This window comes from Pseudomonas sp. Seg1, assembly GCF_018326005.1.
Taxonomy (GTDB): domain Bacteria; phylum Pseudomonadota; class Gammaproteobacteria; order Pseudomonadales; family Pseudomonadaceae; genus Aquipseudomonas.
Window position 1 is genome coordinate 5,733,191 of sequence record NZ_AP021903.1, and the last position, 22,798, is coordinate 5,755,988.

The 22,798-nt window shown below is 59.8% G+C and carries 18 protein-coding genes; 5 read left to right on the forward strand and 13 right to left on the reverse strand.

The genetic code is table 11. From position 1 onward, the window contains the following. Positions 1–12: 12 nt before the first annotated feature. Positions 13–1,335: a lytic murein transglycosylase gene (locus tag KI231_RS25770; protein WP_213026670.1), complete on the forward strand. Its 1,323-nt coding sequence runs from the start codon at positions 13–15 to the stop codon at positions 1,333–1,335. A gap of 117 nt (positions 1,336–1,452) precedes the next feature. Here the strand turns inward: KI231_RS25770 and KI231_RS25775 are convergent, their stop codons facing one another. The 13 genes from KI231_RS25775 to KI231_RS25835 form a co-directional block, all read right to left on the reverse strand. Beyond that, positions 1,453–2,403 (reverse strand): S66 peptidase family protein, encoded by a 951-nt coding sequence (locus tag KI231_RS25775; RefSeq protein ID WP_213026671.1) that lies wholly within the window; start codon positions 2,401–2,403, stop codon positions 1,453–1,455. Between the two features lie 250 nt (positions 2,404–2,653). Next, entirely contained in the window at positions 2,654–3,652 is a 999-nt protein-coding gene (lipA, locus tag KI231_RS25780) for a lipoyl synthase (protein WP_160768663.1), read from the reverse strand. Between the two features lie 25 nt (positions 3,653–3,677). Continuing rightward, positions 3,678–4,325: a lipoyl(octanoyl) transferase LipB gene (gene lipB / locus KI231_RS25785; protein WP_038361904.1), complete on the reverse strand. Its 648-nt coding sequence runs from the start codon at positions 4,323–4,325 to the stop codon at positions 3,678–3,680. Beyond that, on the reverse strand, positions 4,325–4,600 hold the full coding sequence (locus tag KI231_RS25790; protein ID WP_103303683.1) for a DUF493 domain-containing protein: 276 nt from the start codon (positions 4,598–4,600) through the stop codon (positions 4,325–4,327). The genes lipB and KI231_RS25790 overlap by 1 nt, the downstream gene beginning before the upstream one ends. Before the next feature lie 79 nt (positions 4,601–4,679). After that, positions 4,680–5,837 carry a D-alanyl-D-alanine carboxypeptidase family protein gene (locus KI231_RS25795; RefSeq protein WP_038361911.1) on the reverse strand — a complete coding sequence of 386 codons (1,158 nt, stop codon included), beginning with the start codon at positions 5,835–5,837 and terminating at the stop codon, positions 4,680–4,682. Between the two features lie 187 nt (positions 5,838–6,024). Further along, entirely contained in the window at positions 6,025–7,035 is a 1,011-nt protein-coding gene (locus KI231_RS25800) for a septal ring lytic transglycosylase RlpA family protein (RefSeq protein ID WP_103303684.1), read from the reverse strand. After that, positions 7,035–8,045, reverse strand: coding sequence for a lytic murein transglycosylase B (gene mltB / locus KI231_RS25805; RefSeq protein ID WP_103303685.1), 1,011 nt, complete (start codon positions 8,043–8,045; stop codon positions 7,035–7,037). Before mltB ends, KI231_RS25800 begins: the two co-directional genes overlap by 1 nt. Positions 8,046–8,062: 17 nt before the next feature. Continuing rightward, positions 8,063–9,166, reverse strand: a complete 1,104-nt coding sequence (gene rodA / locus KI231_RS25810) for a rod shape-determining protein RodA (protein WP_177431391.1) — start codon at positions 9,164–9,166, stop codon at positions 8,063–8,065. Between the two features lie 31 nt (positions 9,167–9,197). Continuing rightward, on the reverse strand, positions 9,198–11,093 hold the full coding sequence (gene mrdA / locus KI231_RS25815) for a penicillin-binding protein 2 (RefSeq protein WP_103303687.1): 1,896 nt from the start codon (positions 11,091–11,093) through the stop codon (positions 9,198–9,200). Positions 11,094–11,103: 10 nt separating this feature from the next. After that, positions 11,104–11,571, reverse strand: a complete 468-nt coding sequence (rlmH, locus tag KI231_RS25820) for a 23S rRNA (pseudouridine(1915)-N(3))-methyltransferase RlmH (protein ID WP_003185785.1) — start codon at positions 11,569–11,571, stop codon at positions 11,104–11,106. Between the two features lie 9 nt (positions 11,572–11,580). After that, the gene (rsfS, locus tag KI231_RS25825; protein ID WP_016986117.1) at positions 11,581–12,075 is read right to left on the reverse strand and encodes a ribosome silencing factor; all 495 of its coding nucleotides are present in this window, start codon (positions 12,073–12,075) and stop codon (positions 11,581–11,583) included. Between the two features lie 72 nt (positions 12,076–12,147). Then, positions 12,148–12,870: a nicotinate-nucleotide adenylyltransferase gene (gene nadD / locus KI231_RS25830; RefSeq protein ID WP_103303688.1), complete on the reverse strand. Its 723-nt coding sequence runs from the start codon at positions 12,868–12,870 to the stop codon at positions 12,148–12,150. Then, on the reverse strand, positions 12,839–14,110 hold the full coding sequence (locus KI231_RS25835; protein WP_213026672.1) for a glutamate-5-semialdehyde dehydrogenase: 1,272 nt from the start codon (positions 14,108–14,110) through the stop codon (positions 12,839–12,841). The genes nadD and KI231_RS25835 overlap by 32 nt, the downstream gene beginning before the upstream one ends. A 177-nt stretch (positions 14,111–14,287) precedes the next feature. On the opposite strand from KI231_RS25835, the gene KI231_RS25840 reads away from it, so the two are divergent. The 4 genes from KI231_RS25840 to KI231_RS25855 all read left to right on the forward strand — a co-directional run bounded on the left by KI231_RS25840 (position 14,288) and on the right by KI231_RS25855 (position 22,534). Further along, positions 14,288–15,007 carry a DNA-3-methyladenine glycosylase gene (locus KI231_RS25840; protein WP_103303690.1) on the forward strand — a complete coding sequence of 240 codons (720 nt, stop codon included), beginning with the start codon at positions 14,288–14,290 and terminating at the stop codon, positions 15,005–15,007. A gap of 133 nt (positions 15,008–15,140) precedes the next feature. After that, complete coding sequence (locus KI231_RS25845; protein ID WP_213026673.1) at positions 15,141–16,457, forward strand: bifunctional DedA family/phosphatase PAP2 family protein; 1,317 nt, start codon at positions 15,141–15,143, stop codon at positions 16,455–16,457. Positions 16,458–16,993: 536 nt separating this feature from the next. Further along, positions 16,994–18,865: a hypothetical protein gene (locus KI231_RS25850; protein ID WP_249412075.1), complete on the forward strand. Its 1,872-nt coding sequence runs from the start codon at positions 16,994–16,996 to the stop codon at positions 18,863–18,865. Between the two features lie 177 nt (positions 18,866–19,042). Next, positions 19,043–22,534 (forward strand): calcium-binding protein, encoded by a 3,492-nt coding sequence (locus KI231_RS25855; protein ID WP_213026675.1) that lies wholly within the window; start codon positions 19,043–19,045, stop codon positions 22,532–22,534. Positions 22,535–22,798 lie beyond the last annotated feature (264 nt).

The window sequence follows — 22,798 nt, forward strand, 5'->3', positions numbered from 1 at the left end:
CTGGAACTGTGCATGCCCCTAAGTCTTTCCCGTCGCTGGCCTGTTCGCCAGATGATCGCTGCCTCCAGCTTCATTCTGCTTGTCGCCTGCGCGGAAAAACCGACCGCCGCCGACGCGCAACCTCTCCAAGCCGCTCCTGTCGCCACGGCCCCAGCGATCATCCCGCCGGTAGTGCCGTCCGCCGACCCTCTCGATCTTCAGCCGACCCAGACCTTCGCCGAATGGCAAGCAGGTTTCCGCAAGGATGCCCTGGCCGCCGGGATCCGCGCCGACCTGTTTGATCGCGCATTTGCCAATGTCAGCTTCGACGCCAGCGTGATTCGCGCCGACCGCAGTCAGCCGGAATTCTCCCGCCCGGTGTGGGAATACCTCGATGGCGCCCTTTCGCCATTGCGCGTGCGCAAAGGTCAGGCATTGATCAACCAGTACGCCGACATTCTGCAAAGCATCGAACAGCGTTATGGCGTTGACCGTCAGGCCTTGGTGTCGGTGTGGGGCATGGAGAGTAACTTCGGTCAGTTCCAGGGCAGCAAGTCGGTAATCAACTCGCTGGCCACCCTCGCCTACGAAGGCCGCCGCCCGGGCTTTGCCCACGCGCAATTGATCGCAGCCCTGCAGATTCTGCAACAGGGCGATATCACGCCGGAGAAGATGCTTGGCTCCTGGGCTGGCGCGATGGGTCAGACTCAATTCATTCCGACCACCTACAACACCCATGCGGTGGATTTCGATGGCGACGGCCGCCGCGACATCTGGGGCAGCCCTGCCGATGCGCTGGCCTCGACGGCGCATTACCTGCAAAGCTCAGGCTGGCAGCGCGGGCAGCCGTGGGGTTTTGAGGTGCAATTGCCGAGCAGCTTCAACTACACGCTGGCCGACGGCACCATTCGTAAAAGCGTCGCCGAATGGCGGCAACTGGGCGTGATCCTGCCGAATGGCGGTCAAGTACCTGCGGGCTCCGAGCAACTGCCGGCCGCCCTGTTGCTGCCGGCCGGTTATCGAGGCCCCGCGTTCCTGATCCTCGACAACTTCCGAGCGATCCTCAAGTACAACAATTCTTCGTCGTACGCCTTGGCGGTGAGCCTGTTGTCCGAGCGCTTCAATGGCGGTGGTCTGATCAACGGCACCTGGCCGAAAGATGATCTGCCGCTGAGCCGTACCGAGCGCATCGAGTTGCAGACCCTGCTGAGTGCACGCAACTATGATGCGGGCACAGCGGACGGGATTATCGGCGCCAATACGCGCAAGGCGATCCGCAGTGCACAGCAGTCGTTTGGCTGGCCGGCGGATGGCTATCCGACGCATAAGCTGCTTGAGAGCCTGCGTAGCCAGTAAAAGCATCGCGGGCAAGCCCGCCCACACAGGTTCAGCGGTGATCACAATATCTGTGTACACCACGAATCTTGTGGGAGCGGGCTTGCCCGCGAAGACTGACGAATTGACGATAACTCTCTACCGTCGAACCACCACATCCTGCTCCAGCATCAACTCCTTCTTCCCCGCATCCAGTCGAACCAGCGCGCCCAACGGCAAAGTCAGATTCGGATCGCAATGGCCGCTTCGCCACCCCGATAGCACCGGAATCCGCAACGGTTCGAAAGTCTGCTTGAGCAAGCGGTTGAGCGCCTCGACTTCTACCCCCGCGATATCCCCGACCAGCACACCGCGCAGTTTTGCCAACTTGCCGGCCAGACGCATCTGGGTCAGCAATCGGTCGATGCGATACAGCGGTTCGTTGACATCTTCGATGAGCAAAATCACCCCCTCGACATCGATTTCATAAGGCGTACCGAGGGTCGAGGCGATCATTGCCAGATTGCCGCCGAGCAAGCGTCCATGGGCGATCCCGGGCTCGACCGTGGTCAATGGGTGAGCCACCGGGTGACTCAACACACTCCCCGCCTTCACCTGGCCACGGAGCATGGCGAAAAACGAGGCGACGGTCGGCGGTTCCTTGTCACCCAACAAGTCCGCATTGAGCAGCGGCCCGTGAAAGGTTACGAAGCCTGCGTAACGGCTGATGGCCAGGTGCAGGGCGGTGATGTCGCTGTAGCCGACAAACGGCTTGGCGTTGCGGCTCAGCAGATCGAAGTCGATACGGTCCAGCAGCCGTGGCGTACCGTAGCCACCGCGCAGGCAGATAATGGCGTCGACCTCGGGATCAGCGAATGCGGCATGCAAATCGTTGAGTCGCACGTCATCGCTGCCGGCCAGGTAGCCGTCCTTCTCATGAACGCCCGGGAACACCCGTAATTCGTAACCACGGGCACGCATCCACTGCACAGCCTTGTCCGTGTCCAGCGCGCCGGGGCCGGCTGGGGCAATGACACCGATCAGCCCCTCTGACGGCAGGGCTGGTACAGGCTTATGCGGGAACAGGGTGTGGGTCGGTCGAACGGTCATCCGTGGGGCTCCGTGTGTGAAGTCGTGCAGACACAGTAGTCAGGAACACATATAAACAAAAGAGGCATTGTGGCCCAGTAACTTGTGGCGAGGGAGCTTGCTCCCGCTAGAGTGCGCAGCAGTCCCAAGCATACTGGGGTCGCTGCGCAACCCTGCGGGTGTAAGCTCCCTCGCCACAGGTTAAGTGGTCAAACTTCCCATACAAAAATACCCGCCGAGGCGGGTATTTTGTGAAGCCTTCAGCGCTGGATCAGGAACCCAGCAGCTCAGCCTTGACCAGCTTCGCCTGCTCGTCGGCGTGGTACGAAGAACGCACCAGCGGACCCGAAGCAACGTTCTTGAAGCCCATCTTGTAACCTTCCTCGGCGAACCAGGCGAAGGTGTCCGGGTGCACGAAACGCTGCACCGGCAAGTGGCTGCGCGACGGTTGCAGGTACTGGCCCAAGGTCAGCATGTCGATGTCGTGTTCGCGCATGCGCTTCATGACTTCGATGACCTCTTCGTCGGTCTCGCCCAGACCCAGCATCAGGCCGGATTTGGTTGGAATGTGCGGCATCATCTGCTTGAAGCGCTGCAGCAGGGTCAGCGACCACTGGTAGTCCGAACCCGGACGCGCAGCCTTGTACAGGCGCGGTACGGTTTCCAGGTTGTGGTTGAACACATCCGGCGGCTCGGCGGCAGTGATTTCCAGGGCGATGTCCATGCGACCACGGTAGTCCGGAACCAGGGTTTCCAGCTGCACGTTCGGCGACAGTTTGCGAATTTCGCGGATGCAGTCGGCAAAGTGCTGAGCACCGCCATCACGCAGGTCGTCGCGGTCAACGGAGGTGATCACCACATACTTGAGCTTGAGGTCAGCGATGGCAATGGCCAGGCTTTCCGGCTCGTTGACGTCCAGTGGCTTCGGACGACCGTGGCCAACGTCGCAGAACGGGCAGCGACGGGTGCAGATGTCGCCCATGATCATGAACGTCGCGGTGCCGCCGGAGAAGCATTCGCCCAGGTTCGGGCAGGACGCTTCTTCGCAAACGCTGTGCAGCTTGTGTTTGCGCAGCAGGCTCTTGATCCGGTCGACTTCCGGCGAAACCGGAATACGTACACGAATCCAGTCAGGTTTCTTCGGCAGTTCGGTGGTCGGAATGATCTTTACCGGGATGCGTGCAACCTTCTCGGCGCCGCGCAGCTTGACGCCGGCTTCAACCTTGGGACGCGGGGCCGGGCGCTCGGTCACGTCGAGCGTCGGGATCATGGTTTGCACTGCATCAGTAGTCATATCAGTCGATTCCGCCCGTCAGGGTCGTCTGCTCAGCATAGTCGAGGTGTTTGACGAGCTGCGCACGCAGCCGGGCACTTACCTCGGCAAATTCAATCGATCCTGCGTGATCGCTCAGCTGGGTCATCGCCAGCCCGGCATAGCCGCAGGGATTAATCCGTCGAAACGGTTCCAGGTTCATATCCACGTTCAGGGCCAGGCCATGAAAGGAACAACCGTGGCGAATCCGCAAACCCAGTGAAGCGATTTTCGCTCCATCGACGTAGACGCCGGGAGCATCGGGCTTGGCCGCTGCGGTCACGCCGTAGCTGGCCAGCAATTCGATCAGGCAAAGCTCCATGCGACTGACCAGATCACGCACGCCGAAACCCAGCTTGCGCACATCCAGCAACAGGTAAGCCACCAATTGGCCGGGGCCATGATAAGTCACCTGCCCGCCGCGATCGACCTGCACCACCGGGATATCTCCCGGCAGCAACAGATGTTCGGCCTTGCCGGCCTGGCCCTGAGTGAACACCGGCGGGTGCTCGACGAGCCAGATTTCGTCGGCGGCATCGCTGCCGCGTTCGTTGGTAAAGCGTTGCATGGCATGCCAGACCGGCTCGTAAGCCATCTGGCCGAGCTCACGAAAGCCCAGCGTGCCAGACATCACAACACCATGTGCACGAAGCCGGTCGCCCGCAGTTCGCTGTTGATGTTGTACAGCTGATCCTGGTCGGTCGCGACGATGTGCAACTGGATAGTGGTGTATTTGCCGTTGGTGCTTTGACGCTCGTCGATGCGCTCGTCATTGATGGTCGCGTGTTTCAGGACGATCTCGATGATCCTGTCCTTGTTGCCAACACCCGTATCGCTGATCACCTTAATCGGATAATCAGTCTGAGGGAATTCGATCTTTGGCGCCTTTACTTCGGTATCGGTCATGGCGTAACGGCCTCGTAAGCCGTGGTAACGCACATGGCCCCGCACCGGATCGGGGCGGGGCCATGCAGGTCAACACAAATCAGTTGAACAAGCCGTAGAAGAATAGACGGATGCTATCCCACATGCGGCGGAAGATACCACCCTCCTCGACGCCATCCAGAGCAATCAGGTCAGCGCTGTGCACGACCTTGTCTTCCAGTTTGACTTCGACTTTACCGATCACGTCGCCCTTGGCGATTGGCGCGGTCAGTTGCGGGTTCATGGTCATGCTGGCAGCGAGCTTCTTCAGCTGGCCTTTCGGCAGAGTCATGGTCAGGTCTTCAGCCAGGCCGGCCTTGACTTGATTGGTGGTGCCTTTCCACACCGGGGCCTGAGCCAGTTCGGTGCCCTTCTGATAGAAGGTCTGGGTTTCGAAGAAGCGGAAACCGTAGGTCAGCAGCTTCTGGGTTTCAGCGGCGCGAGCCACTTCGCTGTTGGTGCCGAACACTACAGCGATCAGGCGCTGGCCGTCACGTACAGCCGAGGACACCATGCAGTAGCCGGCTTCGTCGGTGTGACCGGTTTTCAGGCCGTCAACAGTCTTGTCGCGCCACAGCAGCAGGTTGCGGTTAGGTTGCTTGATACCGTTCCAGAAGAACTCTTTCTGCGAGTAGATCGCGTAGTGAGCCGGGTCTTCGTGGATGATCGCGCGGGCCAGGATCGCCATGTCGTGAGCCGACGAGTAGTGCTCAGGGTTTGGCAGACCGGTCGGGTTCATGAAGTGGGAGTTGGTCATGCCCAGATCGGTGACAGTCTTGTTCATCAGGTCGGCGAAGGCGTCTTCGCTGCCGGCGATGTGCTCGGACAGCGCCACGCTGGCGTCGTTGCCGGACTGAATGATGATGCCGTGCAGCAGGTCGCTGACCGTCACCTGCGAGCCGACCTTGATGAACATCCGCGAACCACCGGTGCGCCAGGCGTTTTCGCTGACGGTCACCGGGTCGTTTTCACCGATCTGGCCGCGACGGATTTCCAGCGTAGCGATGTACGCGGTCATCAGTTTGGTCAGGCTGGCCGGAGGCAGGCGCTGGTCGCCATTGTTTTCGACCAGCACGTTGCCGCTGCTGGCGTCCATCAGAACGTAAGCTTTTGCGGCCAGTTGAGGTGGCGACGGCATCATCTCGGCCGCGAAGGCGGCTGGCGAGAGGAGCAGCGGGACTAGCAGACACAGGCGTTTGGCAAAGGTGGTGATGTTCATCCGTCTCTCGAAATCGCTAATGGAAACTGTCCTTGCGGACAAAATTTAATCAGATGACTTTCTAACGAGCCATCGCGTGTTCAGTTGCTCACTCCAGTCACCCTTGCCGGGCTTTTGTTCTTCGACGAGCCAACAACCTGGTTCACCCCCCAATACCGCAAGTGAACCGTCAATCAAGTTCTACGTATTACTCGGTGACCACACTTGGCGAACCAAGGTTGGCCAGGCGCACGCTGTTCTGCACCTGGGCAATTTCACCCGGCGAGCCGATCGGCCCCAGGCGAACCCGGTGCAGGGTCTGCTGATTGCGCACGATCGAGCTGATGAACACCGGAGCGCTCACCATCCCGCTGAGCTTCGACCTCAGCAGTTCTGCAGCGTCCGGGTTGGCGAACGCGCCCACCTGCAGATACTGGCCAGTTGCTGTTGCAGAAGCGTTTTTTTTTGCACTCATCGGCACAGGGACGGTGTCAGAGGCATGTTGTTGCGGCGGCGGCGTCCACTGCTCGACAGTGCCGGCCGAGGCCGTGATCACCGGAGCGCTGTTCTGCGCGACTTGTGGCTCGTTGAGCATCAAAGGCGCCGGACGGCCCTTGGCGGCCCACCACTGCTGGGGATCGATGCCCTCGACCTTGACCCGCGCCGTACCGATTTCGGCGTAACCGAGTTTCTTCGCGGCCGCGTAAGACAAGTCGATGATGCGATCAGAGTAGAACGGCCCACGGTCGTTGACTCGCAGGATCACGCTCTTGTTGTTGTCCAGATTGGTCACCCGAACGTAACTTGGCAGTGGCAAAGTCTTGTGGGCGGCGCTCATGCCGTACAGGTCATAAACCTCGCCGTTGGCGGTGTTCTGACCGTGAAACTTGGTGCCGTACCAGGACGCCGTGCCGGAAGCGACGTAGGTCTTGGATTCCTGCAACGGGAAGTAGGTTTTGCCCAGTACGGTGTACGGGTTGGCCTTGTACGGACCGGTGTGCAGGGTCGGCGTGGCATCAGGAATGCGCGACACATCGACGTCCCACCACGGCGCGCCATCTTTGTGCGCGCGGTTGATATCCAGACCCGGCTGCGCTCGCACAACGGTATTGGCGGTTTTCGGCGTCGGGGAACGGCTGGTCGTGCAACTGGCGACCAATACCGCCAACGCAGCGAATGCCACCAGCTTCAGGGGTTTATTGTTAGGCAATGCCCGCATTACTTGACGCCCCGTGCTTGTACCAGCTGTTCAGACAGTTGATGTACGGCCATGGCGTACATCACGCTGCGGTTATAACGCGTGATCGCGTAGAAATTCTTCAGGCCCATCCAGTATTCAGGGCCGTTGTCGCCTTCGAGGCGAAATGCAGTAACCGGCATATCATCGCGCAGCGCATCATGACTTGACCAGCCCAGCGCTCGCAACTCTCCAACCGTCTTTGTCGGCTCGATGCCGGTGGTCAGACCTTCATCGACCTGCTCGCCGCGCACATCCGCCCGGCTGACCACCGGCTCACCGGCGACCCAGCCGTGACGCTTGAAATAACTCGCGACGCTGCCGATCGCATCATCCGGGTTGTTCCAGATATTGATGTGGCCGTCACCGTCGAAGTCCACCGCATAGGCGCGAAAGCTGCTCGGCATGAACTGCGGCAAGCCCATGGCCCCGGCGTACGAGCCTTTGAGCGTCAATGGATCGACCTGCTCTTCACGGGCCAGTAGCAGGAACTCACGCAGTTCCTTGCGGAAAAATTCGGCACGGGGAGGATAGTCGAATCCGAGCGTGGACAAGGCATCGATCACCCGGTAATTACCGGTATTACGTCCGAAAAAGGTCTCAACGCCGATAATCGACACGATGACTTGTGCCGGCACGCCGTATTCCTGCTCGGCACGCGCCAGAGTGGCCTCGTGCTGACGCCAGAAGTCCACACCTCGCGCAATGCGCGCGTCAGTGATGAACATCGGGCGATATTCTTTCCACTGTTTGACCCGCTCGGCGGGTCTGGAGATGGCGTCGAGAATCGCCTGTTTGCGCTGAGCCTCGCGGAAAACACCCATCAATTGCTCACCGGCGAAACCGTAGTCGCGGGTCATTTCACCGACGAATTCGGCCACCTGAGGTGAGCCTTCGTATTCGCCGGCCAGCGCTTCCTGGACGCTGCCCAGCAGGCCCATCAGGCCAACCAGCGGCGCGCATCGAGTCGCCCAGCCACGCATTACTTGCATTGAACTCTTCACCTTATTCAAACCTGTGCGATCCACTTGCGATGGGTATGGATCGACATCAAAACCCCAAACGCTGACAGCAGCGTCACCAGCGAAGTTCCTCCGTAGCTAATGAATGGCAACGGCACCCCTACGACCGGCAACAGGCCACTGACCATACCGATGTTGACGAAAACGTAAACAAAAAACGTCATGGTCAACGCGCCAGCGAGCAATTTGCCGAACAGCGTCTGTGCCTGAGCGGTGATCACCAGCCCCCGGCCGATCAATAAAAGGTAAATCAGCAGCAGCGCGCAGATGCCCACCAGACCGAACTCTTCGCCCAGTACGGCAATGATGAAGTCGGTGTGGCTCTCCGGCAGGAAGTCCAGGTGCGACTGGGTGCCGAGCAGCCAGCCCTTGCCGAAGACACCGCCGGAACCGATGGCGGCTTTCGACTGAATGATGTTCCAGCCCGTGCCGAGCGGATCGCTTTCCGGGTCGAGGAACGTCAGGATTCGTTGCTTCTGGTAGTCGTGCATGATGAAGAACCACATGGCCACGGCCACGGGTACGGCAGCCGCCAGCACGCTGAGAATCCAGCGCCAGCGCAAGCCGCCCATGAACAGCACGAACGCGCCACCAGCGAGAATCAGCAGCGAGGTGCCGAGGTCGGGCTGACGCACGATCAGAATGAAGGGCACACCGATCAGCATCAGGCTGATGCCGACATGCTTGAGTTGCGGCGGCAAGGTCCGTTTGGACAGATACCAGGCAATGGTCGCCGGCATCAGGATCTTCATGAACTCCGAGGGCTGGAAGCGGATCACCCCGGGGATGTTGATCCAGCGCGTGGCACCCATGGCGTTGTGGCCCATGATGTCCACCACCATCAGCAGCACCACGCCGATCACATACCCGAGCGGCACCCAGCGCGCCATGAAACGCGGCTCGAACTGGGCGATGACGATCATCGACACCAGACCGATGCCGAACGAAGTGGCCTGCTTGGCCAGCAGGTCCCAGCTCTTGCCGCTGGCCGAATACAACACGAACAGGCTGCCGGCGGCGAGGATCAGCAGCAGGATCAGCAACGGGCCATCGATATGCAGTCTTTGCAGCAGCGTCGCGCGGCGACGCATCACATCCTCACTGGAGAGCATGCGATCAAAATTATTCATCACGGGCCGTAGCCTCCGCACTGATTGGGCTGGCGTATTCGGCCTTCAAACGTCCGTCCTGATCGAGCAGCCAGGCGTCCATGACCTGACGCACCACTGGCGCGGCAACGCCGGAGCCGGATTCACCGTTCTCGACCATCACCGACACGACGATTCGCGGGTCATCGGCCGGGGCGAAGCCGACGAACAAGGCGTGGTCACGATGGCGCTCCTGAACCTTGGAGCGGTCGTACTTCTCGCCCTGCTTGATCGCCACCACCTGCGCCGTACCCGATTTACCGGCGATACGGTATTGCGCGCCAATGGCCGCTTTGCGCGCGGTGCCGCGGGCACCGTGCATCACTTGCTGCATGCCGTGGTTGACCTTGGTCCAGTCCGACGGATCACGCAGGATAATGTCCGGCATCGGGTTTTCGTCCACCGGCTTCACCCCTTCGAGGGATTTGGCCAGGTGCGGGCGGTTCCACACGCCTTTGTTGGCGACCAGCGCCGTGGCCTGGGCCAGTTGCAGCGGGGTTGATTGCATGTAGCCCTGGCCGATCCCGAGAATCAGGGTTTCGCCCGGGAACCAGGCCTGCTTGCGGGTCGCACGTTTCCATTCGCGAGACGGCATCAGGCCAGGAGATTCTTCGAACATGTCCAGCGAGACCTTCTGGCCGATGCCGAACTTGTTCATGTAAGCCGACAGCCGATCGATGCCCAGCTTGTGCGCGAGGTCGTAGAAATAGGTGTCGTTGGAACGCATGATCGCCGTATCGAGGTCGACGAAGCCGTCACCGGTGCGGTTCCAGTTACGGTACTTGTGATCGTAGTTCGGCAGCATGTAGTAACCCGGGTCGAACACCCGGCTCGACGCCGTCACCACACCCGAATCGAGACCGGCAATCGCCACCGCCGGCTTGATCGTCGAACCCGGCGGGTACAGACCGCGCAGCACACGGTTGAACAGCGGCCGGTCGATGGAATCGCGCAGCTCGGCGTAGGCCTTGAAGCTGATCCCGGTGACGAACAGGTTCGGGTCGAAGCTCGGCTGACTGACCATGGCCAGCACTTCGCCGGTCTTCGGATCCAGCGCAACCACCGCACCACGACGCCCGCCGAGCGCAGCTTCGGCCGCTTCCTGCAATTTGATGTCGAGGCTGAGGACAATATCCTTGCCGGGAATCGGATCGGTACGCTTGAGCACGCGCAAGACGCGGCCACGGGCGTTGGTCTCGACTTCTTCGTAACCGACCTGACCGTGCAACTCCGGCTCGTAGAAACGCTCGATACCGGTCTTGCCGATGTGGTGGGTGCCGCTGTAGTTGACCGGATCGAGGCTTTTCAGCTCTTTCTCGTTGATCCGCCCCATGTAACCCACCGAGTGCGCGAAGTGCGCGCCCTGTGGATAGTGACGAACCAGTTGCGCGACCACTTCAACGCCGGGCAGACGGAACTGATTCACCGCGATGCGGGCGATCTGCTCTTCGGTCAGCTCGAACAGGACCGGCACCGGCTCGAATGGCCGGCGCCCCTGACGCATGCGTTTCTCGAAGATCACCCGGTCCTCGGGCGTCAGTTCCAGCACTTCGACGATCACATCGAGCACTTGCTGCCAGTCGCCGGAGCGCTCGCGGGTCATGCTCAGGCTGAAACTCGGCCGGTTGTCCGCCACCACCACACCGTTGCGGTCGAAAATCAGCCCGCGCGTCGGCGGAATCGGCTGAACGTGGACGCGGTTGTTTTCCGACAGCGTCGAGTGGTACTCGTACTGGATCACCTGCAAGTAATACAGCCGCGCAATCAGCACACAAATCAGCGCCACCACCACAACGGCCCCGAACACGACGCGGCTACGCACCAGACGTGCGTCCTTTTCGTGGTCCTTGATGCGGATCGGCTGAGACATGAGGGCAGGCTTACTTGTGGTAAGGGTGACCGGACAGCACGGTCCAGGCACGGTACAACTGTTCGCCGATCAGGATCCGCACCAGCGGGTGCGGCAGCGTCAACGGTGACAACGACCATCGCTGATCAGCGCGGGCGCAGACTTCCGGCGCCAGACCTTCCGGTCCACCGACCATGAAATTGACCGTGCGCGAATCCAGCCGCCAACGGTCGAGTTCGACCGCAAGCTGCTCGGTGCTCCAGGGTTTGCCGTGGACTTCCAGCGTGACGATCCGCTCGTTCGGCCCGACCTTGGCCAGCATGGCTTCGCCTTCCTGGCGGATGAAACGGGCCACGTCGGCATTCTTGCCACGGGTGTTGAGCGGTATTTCCACCAGTTCCAGCGCCAGCTCGGACGGAAGACGCTTGGCATATTCATGCCAGCCTTCTTCCACCCATTTGGGCATGCGTGAACCGACGGCGATCAGTCGCAGTCGCACAGCGATCCCTTACAGCTGGTCTTTGTTGAGCTTGGTGAAATGCTCGTGGGTGTTTTCCGGGCTGTGGTGCTTGGCGTCGGCCGCACGGCTTTGCTCGGCACCGGCCCACAGGCGCTCCAGGTCGTAGAACTGACGCGCCGAGGCAGTCATCATGTGCACGATCACCAGATCGAGGTCGAGCAGTACCCAGTCGCTGTCGCCCTTGCCTTCTTCGCCCAGCGGCTTGGCGCCCTGCTTTTTCACTTCTTCGCGAACCTTGTCGAGCATCGCGTTGATCTGGCGATTGGACGTACCGGTGGCGATGATCATGTAGTCAGTGATGCTTTGCTTGTCGCGAACATCAATGATTTGAATGTCCTGCGCCTTGACGTCTTCCAGGGCTGCAACAGCGAGCTTGACCAGTTCGTCACCTTTCAGCGGCTCGTTGGTGTTGACCGGCTCTGGCAGCGGAGCGCTCTTGAATGTGCCTTTGCGCTTAACTTTGGTTTGGTCTTTGTCAGTCATATAAAACTCGTTTTGCTCATATTTTCGGCGGCTTGGCGACACGTGGATTCGTATCAGTGAAGCACGCCTTGTTCAGTTCGACGCACGATACAGACCGTGCGCATCGATGTAGGCCAGGACCGCGTCGGGCACCAGGAAACGTACCGACTTACCGCTGGCCAGCAGTTGACGGATCTGGGTGGCGGAGACCGCGAGCGGAGTCTGCCAGACGAATGCAATCTGTCCGCTCGGCCCTTTCAGGGCCAGCGGGTCGCTCACCGAACGCGCTGCCAGCAGGTTGCGCAAGGCATCCGGCGGTTCGCTGTCGGCGTCCGGGCGCTGTAGCACCAGGATATGGCAATGCTGGAGCAACTCTTCCCAGCGGTGCCAAGTGGGCAGGCCGCAAAATGCGTCCCAGCCCAAAAGCAGAAAAACCTGGGTCTCGGCGGGCATTTCGGCACGCATCAACTCCAGGGTATCAATGGTGTAGGACGGTTTGTCCCGCTGCAATTCGCGGGCGTCCACCACCAGCGGCGGCACTCCGGCCACCGCGCACTCGACCATCGCCAGCCGGTCCTGCGCCGACACCTGCGGCGTATCGCGATGCGGCGGCCGCGCGCTCGGCGTCAGGCGCAACTCATCAAGCGCCAGCGCCTCGGCGACTTCCAGCGCACCGCGCAAATGGCCGATGTGCACCGGATCGAACGTTCCGCCCAGCACGCCGATACGTCGGGGGCGAGACTCGCTGCCGGTTTGCGGCGCTGTCAGGTCGAGGTCGGTCAAGTCAGACCGGCGCCTGGCCGCGCAACTGGCCATCTCCGACCACGATGTACTTCTCGCAGGTCAGTCCTTCGAGGCCCACCGGGCCGCGGGCGTGCAGCTTATCAGTAGAAATGCCGATCTCGGCACCCAATCCGTATTCAAATCCATCGGCGAAGCAGGTCGGGGTGTTGATCATCACCGACGCCGAGTCGACTTCGGCCACGAACCGGCGGGTGTCGGCGAGGTTTTCGCTGACGATCGAGTCGGTGTGGCGCGAGCCATAATGGTTGATGTGTTCGATGGCCTGGTCCAGACCGTCGACCACGCGGATCGACAGGATTGGCGCCAGGTACTCGGTGCTCCAGTCGTCTTCGCTGGCCGCTACGGCCTCGATAATCGCCCGGGTGCGCTCGCAACCACGCAGCTCAACGCCTTTTTCGCGGAACTGGGCGGCCATCGACGGCAGGAAATCCTTGGCAACAGTTTGATCGACCAGCAATGTCTCCATCGCACCGCAGATGCCGTAGCGATAGGTCTTGGCGTTGAAGGCGATACGCTGGGCTTTCGCCAGATCGGCGTGAGCACTGACGTAAACGTGGCAGATGCCGTCCAGATGTTTGATCACCGGCACGCGGGCATCGCGGCTGATGCGCTCGATCAGGCCACGGCCACCGCGCGGCACGATCACATCGACGTACTCGGGCATGGTGATCATCGCGCCGACGGCGGCACGGTCGGTGGTTTCGACCACTTGCACCACGGCAGCGGGCAATTCTGCCTCGGCCAGACCGCGTTGAATGCAGGCAGCAATGGCACGGTTGGAGTGAATCGCTTCCGAGCCACCGCGCAGGATGGTTGCGTTGCCAGACTTCAGGCACAGGCTGGCGGCATCGATGGTCACGTTGGGACGGGACTCGTAAATGATCCCGATCACCCCCAGTGGCACGCGCATCTTGCCAACCTGAATCCCCGACGGGCGGAAGCTCATGTCACGGATTGCCCCGACCGGATCCGGCAATGCAGCCACCTGGCGCAAACCAACGATCATGCCGTCGATGCGTGCAGGGGTCAGCTCCAGACGCTCCAGCAGTGCCGGCTCCAGACCATTGGCGCGACCAGCGGCCAGATCCCGTTCATTGGCTGCGGCCAGCTCCGCGCGAGCAGCGTCCAACGCATTGGCAGCGGCCTGCAAGGCGCGGTTTTTCTGCGCGGTGCTGGCACGGCCGATGACCCGGGAGGCTTCGCGGGCGGCGCGACCCAATCGGGTCATGTAGTCAAGAACGGACTCAGTCATGGTCTGCTGGGGTCTTGGCAAAGAGGAAAGCGGCAGATTATAGCTGTCGCGTCCCGGGACTAACAGCGGTGACGGGCGGATGGTCGAAATGGATTGCGAATTGCCAATGTTCAGCCGTAATTAAGCCTCGGATTGTTATCATTCCGACCTTCTCAGCCTGGATATACCCTGCCTGCCATGTCCAACCTGACCATTCGCAACAGCGCCGAGCGCCTGCCATTGGGCCTTCCGGACGCTTTTTTCGACCGTGACGCGCAGCTGCTGGCCCGGGATCTGCTGGGTAAAGTCATCCGCCACCGGGTCGGCAATCTGTGGCTGAGCGCGCGAATCATCGAAACCGAAGCCTATTACTGCGAAGAAAAAGGCAGTCACGCCTCCCTCGGATACACAGAAAAACGTAAAGCTTTGTTTCTGGATGGTGGCCACATCTATATGTATTACGCCCGCGGCGGCGATTCGCTGAACTTCAGTGCGCAAGGGCCCGGCAATGCGGTACTGATCAAATCGGCTTATCCGTGGGTCGATGAAATCAGCGGCCCGGCGAGTCTGGCGCAGATGCTGCTGAACAATCCGGATGCACAAGGTCGTCCGCGCCCGTCGCAGAAACTCTGCGCCGGCCAGACATTGCTGTGCAAGGCGCTCGGCTTGAAGGTGCCGGTATGGGACGCCAAGCGTTTCGACCATGAGGTGCTATTGGTGGAAGATACCGGGCCGGCGCCCTCGCACATCATTCAAACCACGCGTTTGGGCATCCCTCACGGTCGTGACGAGCACTTGATGTATCGCTTCGTCGACGCTGCTTACGCTCAATGGTGCACGCGGAACCCGCTGCGCCGGGGTCAGGTCGAAGGTCGCGATTATTTTGTATTGCCCACGTCGGAAGCAGATTTGAAGTAGAAGGAATTCCCTGTGGGAGCGAGCCTGCTCGCGAAAGCGCTCGGTCAGCCATGGTTATTTCGCCTGACACTCCCTTTTCGCGAGCAGGCTCGCTCCCACAAGGGCCAATTGAAGATTTGATGGAGTTGTTTGTATGGGCCCATGGCTCGATAGCGTGACCGGATGGCTGGCCGCCAATCCACAATGGCTGGCCGCAGCGGTGTTCATTGTGGCCTTTGTCGAATGCCTGGCGATTGCCGGGTTGATCGTACCCGGCACGGTGTTGCTGTTTGCCGTGGCAGTGATGGCCGGCAGCGGCGCCTTGTCGTTGAGCGAAACCCTGTTGCTGGGTTTTCTCGGCGGCATCCTCGGCGATCTGGTTTCGTACTTCCTCGGCCGCCACTTCCACCAGAACATCCGCAGACTGCCCGGCCTGCGCCATCATCCGGAATGGATGGCGGGCGCCGAGACCTATTTCCAGCGCTACGGGATCGCCAGTCTGCTGGTCGGACGCTTCATCGGCCCGCTAAGACCGATGCTGCCGATGGTTGCGGGGATGTGCGACATGCCTTTCCCGCGCTTCGCCGCCGTCAGCCTGCTGGCCGCCGCCGGCTGGAGCCTCGCCTATCTGCTGCCCGGCTGGGCCACCGGCGCGGCTTTCCGTCTGCCATTGCCGGAAGGTTTCTGGCTTGAGGCGGGCATCGTTGCCGCCAGTATTGCCGTCATGGTCGGCCTCAGCGTGAACAGCAGCCTGCGCCGCCACCGCCGCGCGACGATCTGGATCAGCAGCATGAGCCTGCTGATTCTGATCGGTCTGTTCATCGGTTATCCGTACCTGACCGCCCTCGATCAAGGCGTGATGACCCTGGTCCAGGAACATCGCCAACCGGTGCTGGATGAAATCGCGGTCACCCTGACGTTGATCGGCGAGTTCCGCAACATGTTGCTGTTCAGCATCTTGCTGACCGGCCTGTTGCTGGTGTGCCGCCAGTGGCGTCAGGCCGTTTTCGCGGGCGGCACCCTCCTCGTCACCGCACTCGCCAACACCGTCACCAAACAGTTTTTCGCCCGGGTACGCCCGGAAGTGCTGACGGATCCGATCACCAGTTACAGCATGCCCAGTGGCCATGCCTCCGGCTCGTTCGCGCTGTTCCTGACCCTGGCCGTCCTTGCCGGACGCGGGCAGCCGCCACGCATGCGCCTGACGTGGCTGCTGATCGGCTGCATACCGGCAATGGCGATTGCGCTGTCGCGCGTCTATCTCGGCGCCCACTGGCCGACGGACATTCTCGCCGGCGCCATGCTCGCCGCCTGCATGTGTGCGGCAAGCCTGTGGCTGAACCAGCGCCAATCGCCGCTCAATGCCATGCCGTTCAAGGTCTGGTGGCTGATCCTGCCGGCAATGGTGGCGTTGTTCGGCTTTTTCGTGCTGCGTCATTTGCCCCATACGCTGTTGCGCTACGCCTACTGATCAAACGCTTCTTTACGCATCTCCCCTGCCCACTCTCCGAGGATTTTTCCGACGAGAGTGAGGCCAACTTCTTATTCCCATCTCTGATTCTTCCCAGCCAACTTCCTACAAGCCTCAGTTTTATCGAAAATAAAAAACTGAAGTTACACATTCAAGATAAAAGCATTGCAACTCCCCCCTCACGCTCAGTACAAAATCAATTAGATTAAGCCCACGCGCTCACCCCGCATCCGACAAAGCAAATCACTCTCGCGAATTTGGCTTTGTACTTGAGCGCACGTCAAATAAATACTCTGCCAATACGTACCCAGCAACAGCCAACTTTATACAAGTTCAATGGCAACGGAGTTTCAATGAGCCCGAAGATACCCAGAAAGCCACCCACTACATCTCCGAACAAGACAGAAAACAATTCACCCACTACTCGACAACCCGACAACAACCCGTTGTCTTCATCGCCTTTCGCCAGGCCGGTCGATACCTGGCCGCACAATACGGCGACTGAAATTTCCCTGTCCCATTCCAACAGGGATCCGGTGCGCAAGCCTGCCGTGGTCATCAGCGAATTGCCGGGCAGCCACATTACCGCACAGGCAGCAGACAATCCGTTTAACCAGTACTGGCTGAGACCCGACTTCCTGCGGGGTCTGCAACAGGCCGATGCAGCGGGCTTTCGATTTATTGTCGGACGCCGCTTCGTCGACGTGGAACATGAAGGCGCACTGCATACGGCACATGTCGAATTCGATGCAACACTCGGCACCTGTCAGGTCAAGTTGCTGACGGAGCGCGATGCGTCCGGCCCACTTTTGGTAAAAAATCCCGGACGCCCGACCTGGCGACTCGCGACCCAGACCGGTGCAAACCACGTCGTCAACCGAGCGCCACAAGCGGCAAACAATACACCGGCAAAAAGACCGGGTCCGGCCGGGGACGTGCAAAGCGAAAGCGCGGCCAAACAGCCGCGCGCTTCCAAACCCGCCACCATACTCAAGCAGAGCCAATACACGGCATCGGTGCACTCTCCCGACGGGCAAGGTTATTACCACCTCAAACCGGCACTGGGCTCACTGGAAACCGGCACGCGCTTCGCCTTCAAGGATCGCCACGGCAACTGGATTGAGGTCGATCCGCCAAGCGCTGGTTTCAGTGCGCAGCCCACGCATTTGAAACACTGGACCGACCAGGAAATCTGGGAGGTGTATGCCATTCAAGGGGCTGACATCGCGCGGTTCAGGGTAGAAGCGCAAACACTCGGCAAGCCCCCGCAATGGGCTGAAGCCAATGTCACGGCAAACCCGGCCGCTGACCTGCTGCACGACAGCCTGCGCTGGCTGCACCCGACGCTCAGCCCGGATGCACGCGAAGCGTTGTTGCAGTCCTATAACCTGCTACCGAGCCAATTGCTGCGTTTGCGCCTGGAGATGAAGACCGAACTGAAGATTGCGCCGTGGGCCCAAGCACACAAGCAACTGACGGCAGACTTGAGTAATCCGCAGACTCTCACCCGGCTGAGTCAGGACCTGAGCAACGAACTCAATCTCAAACACGGCGCCCGGCACGACTGGTATCACCCCGAAACCAGCCTGACCACGCCGTTACGTGAGGCACTGCTGGCCAGGTTGGGTTATCGGCGCAACAAGAATGACTGCCTGTATCGAACTGACGTACCGGCCTTGTTCAGGGGCGATGATCGCACCCCGTTCGAACTGGCGAATGACAATGCAATGCTCCCCCGTTATGCGCACAAACCGGGCGCGGCGACGCACAAACCGATCAGCGCCACCTTCAGTCTGAAGGAAGGCCTGATGTATGGCAGCGCACCGGACCCCGAGTATCTCCAGTACAACTCCCAGACCAACAAATATCCCGGCAAAAGCGCCGGTGGGGCCACTTCGGATAGCAGTTCGGGTGACTCCAGTGACAGCGACAGCAGCTCGTCATCCGGTTGGTCGGACGCCGACGATCCAGTCTTTCTGGATAACGAACGCAACTACGTGACGATCCGCGAACGTCAGACCGAAATGTTCATTTACGTGCTGGACACCCGCACCCTGGAAGTCGTGCCGCATGAAGAGAACCACTTGTTCAATTCAAAGGCCCGCGAGCAGCCGCAGACCTGGTTTCCCGACGACGACTATGAAGGCCTGATTTCGGTCACCCAGGCAGGACTCGAAGCCGAGCGCATCTGGCTGTTGAACTCGACCCTGACCAAGGGCGCAAAAGTCCAGGACATTACCGAGCAGGCCGGGGACCGCGCCGAAAATATTGAAGCGGCCACCCATGCCGGACGAGCCAATAAACATGAATATGACCAGTTGATTGATCAAGTCGAGGCGAGTGGCAAACCGATATTGATGTTGTCCGGCGATAAAAAAGAATATGGCGATGACATTGTCTGGCCTTAAATAACAAACGCCCGACACACCTAGCCAGTCAATCCGCAACAAGTTACCGACTGCTAATAAACAGCAACTCCAACAAACATGATTACAACTCCCGCATGACGCTACGGGAGTACTTTCGTTCGCCCGCCGGTATGGAAACCGGGACCGCATCGCGGTTATTTATAAAGGATTGAAACAATGGCAAAACTTATTCAACCCGCTGTCGAAATGGTAACTTTTCGCACACTTGAGGTTTCGGAAATCAACGCTTCGGCCAACACCCACGCACCACCGGCCGGGCATCTGCAAGTACCTGCCGCGCTGCCTGAGCCGACAGCCAAACCGGACAAGTCCTCAACACCGACACTCAAGTCTCTCGACAAACGTCATGGCCCGTTGCGCATCGGCGAATTCACCGTGTCCCGGGTCGAGCTTGATGTATTGGGGGCGAAAATCCATGGAATGCCCCTCAGTCCGGACAACGTCAATCTGAAAGTGGCCGATCTGGACTTTCTCGACTCCATGAGTTTCGACCCGGCCAAAGTCGTGGCCCGTATCGTTGCCACGGACGTGGCCGCAAGTGAGACCGTAGCGACGCTGATGTTCGAGATTTCCACACTACGCTCGGTCGATGCGCCCGCTCTCATGGTCAGCGCCGAACCGGTCACGCCCGGCAGCCAGATAGATCGTCTGGACAAGCTGACCAATGCCGCGCAGAAAATCGATATCCGCCGCGTCGACGCTCTCGACTACCTGCCATCCTGGGTCCACAAGGGCAAAACCTACCTCACCAGCGGTGCTGGCGTGGGTTTGCAGGCTTATGGCATCTACAGCGGTTATATGGGTCTGGTAGAAGCCATCAAGGTCGGTGACTGGGGCGAAGCGGCGTTCAACGGTGGCGCCATCAGCGCTGAACTCGGATCCTTGATCATCGAGCGGGGCTTGACCAAAACCGGTGAAGCGATGCTTCAGAATGGTTCGAAGATGTTCGGTCGGTTCCCTGCCACCACCGTGGGAAAATACCTTTCTCGGGGCGCCGGGCTGATCGCGAGCATCATCACTTTGCCGTTTGACATAGTCAGTGCGATCAAATCGTTCAATGCCGCCGCCGCAACTTCCGGCAAGGAAAGCCAGGATCATTACGTTGCGGGCGGTTTGGCGGTGGCAGGCGCAGTCATCAGCATCGCGCTCGGCATCGCCGCAATGCTCGGCTTTGGTGCCATCGCCGGCCCACTGGGCATCCTCGCGGCTGTTGTGCTCATCCTCACGGCAGAAATCTACCGGGCGGTCAGGGTTGTCGACGACATCGATGATTACATCGAGTTGACCGTCCACGAACGCTTGCGCTCCGGCTGGTTCGCCTTCACCCGGCAGGAGCTGGATGAAGACGTCATGGATCGCTTCAAAATCGCGCAGTTCTCCGCTCACTATCAAAAACAACTGCAGGGCGCGACCGAGCAACTGCTTGAAGGCGCCTACAAGAATTATGTGGAACATGTCGTCAATGGCAACTACCGGGTGGTGCTCGAACCGGTGAAAGTCTGGCGCTACCAGTGGGACGAAACGCTGGGCGAACAACCCTATAAAGCAGACAAGCTGCCCACCGTAATCAGCGCCGATGACCGCATCGACGCCCGCGACGGGCTGCCGGCCGACCTCAAAGGCGTGATCACCGGCACACCCGGGGACGACAAGGCCATTTTGTGGCGACTGGGTGGCGGCAATGATCAGGTTGTCGGCGTACAGGCCAGGCCCAATATTTTCAGTTATGCCGAAGGCGAGAAAATACTGACCGGGGGTGACAAGAATGATGTGTTCTATTTCGAGAGCACCCACCAGGAATTCGCGCGGGTAGAAAAACCGGCAAAAAGCAGCGTCCTTGATGCAGGTGAAGGCAATGACACGCTGACCTTCGAAGGCTCGCGCCCGACCCGCGATACTCGCCATGTGGGTTACGACGTGAACCTGCAGACCGGCAAGATCGCGTTGCGAAGTCACGATGCTACGGTCGCTGACCTGGAAGTGGCGCAACTCCAATCCATCGAAAATGTTTCGACACTGCGCAATGGCTCAAATCGAATCACCGGCAGCGACGAGGCCAACCAGATTTCGGCCAACGGCAACGACCACGTCACGGCCGGTGCCGGTGACGATACGATCATCATCCGCGGGACGGACTGTCGGGTCGGTGGCGGCGTCGGCATCGATCGCTATTACATCGCCGACACCGCAGCACGCCCCGTGATCATCGAAGACGGCAAGGAAACGAGCATCATCGAGTTCGGCTGGCCGTTGGCGCGGATTCAACGCTGGCAAGTCATTGGCACCTCGCTGGTCATCACCTCCCTCAAAGGCGTGGATGGCGAGGAGCCCGATCATGTGTTGACGATTGAAGGGGTTTATCAACAGATCGACGACAAACGCGTGATAAAAAACAGCCGGCTGCTGCTCAAGACCCAGGACCGTTACGAACTGGAACCGATACTGGCGCTGGAACTGGCGGATAACCTGGATCATGACGTCGAGTGCCGGGTGCTGGTCATTGGCGACCGCCCACCTGCGCCGCACATCGCCAACAGCGGCACGGTTGATATCTTTACGCACCCGGCCGCGCATCATTTTGTCTCGCGCAATGGAAAGCGCCTGAATATTTTCGCCCCCGCCAGCACTGCCGAAGCCGCCCGAACCCTTCATCTGGACTACGACGCCGACGAAATCCTCGATGTCAGGGTCAGTTACGACGTCAGTGTCAGCAGTAATGCGGCAGGCGTTCGCTATTTGCAGTACGAACAGTTCAACCTTTGGCTGCGTCTTCCGTCGAAGCTGCTTAATTTCACCGGTGTGATCAAGGCCAGAAAAGAACGCGATAGTCAGACCGGCTTCAGCAATATCAGGACCACCCTCGTGCAGGTCAGGCACCCGATCGTACTGATCATGCGCGATGGCACCTCGTACAACGTTGCCGCTCCGCGCGTGCCCTACCGGGAAGACGCCGATGCACCAGGCAGCAAAACCCTGACGACCCGGGAATGCCTCAAACTCAGGCAAGGCAAGTACCCGTTCGTCAGACCTGGGCCCATCAAACCCGTGCAACTGGGCGCCAAACCCCAGGAAATCAATTTTCCGCCACCGCCACACAATGGCACTTACGTATTGCACGGCCAGGCGTCTACCTACGATGTCTATCCGGTCAGCAACAGCACGTTCAGCCTGTCCACTCCCGGGGCCATTGCGCAAACGTCCGACGCGTCGGCATGGACCATTTTCACTACAAAAATGACTGAAAAGATTACCCGCGACGATATCCGGCTGGATGCACACCATCTGCAAATCGGTAGCGTCGTCATTCAACTTCCCAGTCTGGACCACGCCGGCCCGGTGGAGTCGATCAGCGTTGCGACGTCGACCGGCAATATCTACCAGGTCGAGCTGCTGTTTGAAGTGATGCAACTTTACGCAATCGACGCGCAGGGCTACGCAGACCTCGACAGCTTGATGGCCGATATTCGTTTGCATCAGGAAAAGAAAGAGCTGGCGACGAAAATCACCGTCAAGAACATCGGTTTTACACCGCCCATGTCCGGGAGGGTTTACTACAACTCAGTGGACAACTATTGGAGCATCGATAGCGATCCAGCCCTGCGCATCAAGGAACAGGACCTGTTTATCAAGGCGAGCCAAACCGCCTGACGCTTTATCTGCTGGTTTGTGCCCTATTCGTCCTCTGCGTCGAACCGGGTTTACCAGAGCCAGCCGACGGATCGGCTGGCTCATTGAACATGGAGTGCAATTTTTATGCGGCAAAAACCTCGACCACGCTCGCCTGTGGCGCCTGAACTGCCAGGCAGTTCCACCAAACGACCACGTTTCGATGAGACGGGCTCTGATCCATTCAGGGATTTCTCTCAATGGAAGCAGGGATTGGACTCCACATCTCCAAGGGACACGCCGTCC